Below are 2,183 nucleotides of genomic sequence, written 5' to 3'. Positions count from 1 at the left end.
CAAACGTTAAATCCAATGAATTATTAATTCATTACTGTTTTTAAGGTTGTATCTATAATAAATAGATACGGTTCGTTATAAATCAGTCATTGAATAAGTTCAATGCTCTCATCTATAATATGAAAATTTTATTAGAATTTTCAGGGTTGTTTCACTGTTCAGTTATCAATGTTCTTATTTGTTGCTACTTGCATTTCTGTCTATTTCGCAAGTGCCTATCTAATATAGCACAGAGGAAATTGTTTGTCAACAACAAAATATTTAATTTATTTTCTAAATATTTTCTGTTGTTTCAGCAGCAACGTTGACTAGTATAGCACCCAGCAAAACAAATGTCAACATTTTTTTTAAACTTTTTATAATAAATTTTTAATTTCTGTTTTTTACTTGTAATTACTGCTTTTTTCTACATAAAAACCAAACAAGAATACCCCTTTTCCCCATTTAATCATATTATATAGTATAGTGTATGTCTTAAAATTTATACCTTGGGCCTTTTACTAGCAGTTGGATAGGAATAAGAACATAATGTATCTTTACACTAATACAAAAAGAGCATGTCCCATACAACTTAAAGTTGTACAGTCCACGCTCTTAAAGCCATATAGAATGTCTTATTTGATATCTTCTATTTCATCCTGCTCAGGAATACCTTCCCTCATAATTTGTTCATTATAATTCTTAGACTGCTTTTGTCACATCTTCAAGTAAATTAACATTAATGTCACCTTTTCTCAGCATATCTATTTCATATTTGTATGGCGGAAGGGATTTTTTACTGTCTCCCGGTATTGGAATATATGGGGTTTCTAATATTTTAGGCACATTTTCAAATTCTTTATGATGAACTATATAATGTATAGCATCAAAGCCAATCTTACCATATCCAATATTCTCGTGACGGTCTTTTGCCGCTCCTCTTTCATTCTTACTGTCATTAATATGGAATACTGCAATTTGGTCTTTTCCAATAAGTTTATCAAATCTGTGGATTACACCATCAAAATCATTTACAATATCATATCCCGCATCATTGGTATGGCAGGTATCAAAGCATACTCTTAATTTATCACTGTGTTTTACTCCATCATAAATCTGTGCTAATTCTTCGAATGTTTTACCAATTTCACTTCCCTTACCAGCCATAGTCTCCAATGCTATATATACTTTAGAATCTTTATCCAGTACTTCATTAATTCCCTTTACGATTTGTTTTATACCAATCTCTTCACCGGCACCCACATGGGACCCCGGGTGTAAAACTAAATATTTACTCTGTAGTGCTGCTGTTCTTTCCAGTTCCTTTGCTAAGAATTCCACTGCAAGTGAAAATGTTTCTTCTTTAACCGAGTTTCCTAAATTTATAATATAGGGAGCATGAACAACCAAATCCGATAAATTATGTTCCTCCATATATCTTAGCCCTTCTTCTATCCTTAATTCCTCAATGGATTTACGTCTTGTATTCTGGGGTGCTCCGGTATATATCATAAATGTATCGGCACCATATTCTGCTGCTTCTTTCGCAGACCCTAATAACATTTCTTTTCCGCTCATTCCCACGTGGGAACCTAATTTAACCATAGTATCCTCCTTTTCTATTCCTGATTTGTATATGATACCAATTTCTTTAATATACTTTCATACTATACAAATACAAATCAATTTGAAATTTCTTCTACATATTTCTTAATATTTATTTGTGCATTTTATCTTCACTTTTATCATTTTTCTCAATATTTCTACCTGGTTATCTCGATGACAATGTTATATCCTAAAACCAGCCTTATATATTATTACCTATTTTTAACCAATCCTCAATCTTTACACCCTTATATTTGTCCCTTTTTAACATTACTCATAATTTAATACATACTTTTATTGCTTTATAAATAATGTTTGCACTTATTTTATACTAACCTCTATTTTATTACAAGACCAATATGAACTTAAAATTTCCCCCTTACATTCTCCTTTAGAAGCTCTGTTTCCACATTTCAAATCGGCGATTTGTCATATTCCTTTTACATTTACAAAACCCCCAGGGTATCTACTAAAAGAAAAATTTGCTTCATAAGGATTTAGTTGAGAACAAAGTGTCTTCGACACTCTCAACTCCCCTGACCCCTCATTCATGAGGGGAAGGGGTTTTCTTTTTTGTTACTTTGCTTCATAATAGTCTT

General features: G+C 31.7%; 1 protein-coding gene. It reads right to left on the bottom strand.

The window, feature by feature from the left end; all coding sequences use genetic code 11:
* Window positions 1-681: 681 nt before the first annotated feature.
* A complete protein-coding gene (locus BM183_RS20390) occupies window positions 682-1,584 on the bottom strand; it encodes a deoxyribonuclease IV (protein ID WP_091689446.1) in 903 nt (300 codons plus the stop codon).
* Window positions 1,585-2,183 lie beyond the last annotated feature (599 nt).

The organism is Anaerocolumna aminovalerica (assembly GCF_900115365.1).
Lineage (GTDB): Bacteria > Bacillota > Clostridia > Lachnospirales > Lachnospiraceae > Anaerocolumna > Anaerocolumna aminovalerica.
The sequence above is the reverse complement of the archived record's forward strand: the minus strand, read 5'-3'. Positions and strand labels throughout refer to the sequence as shown.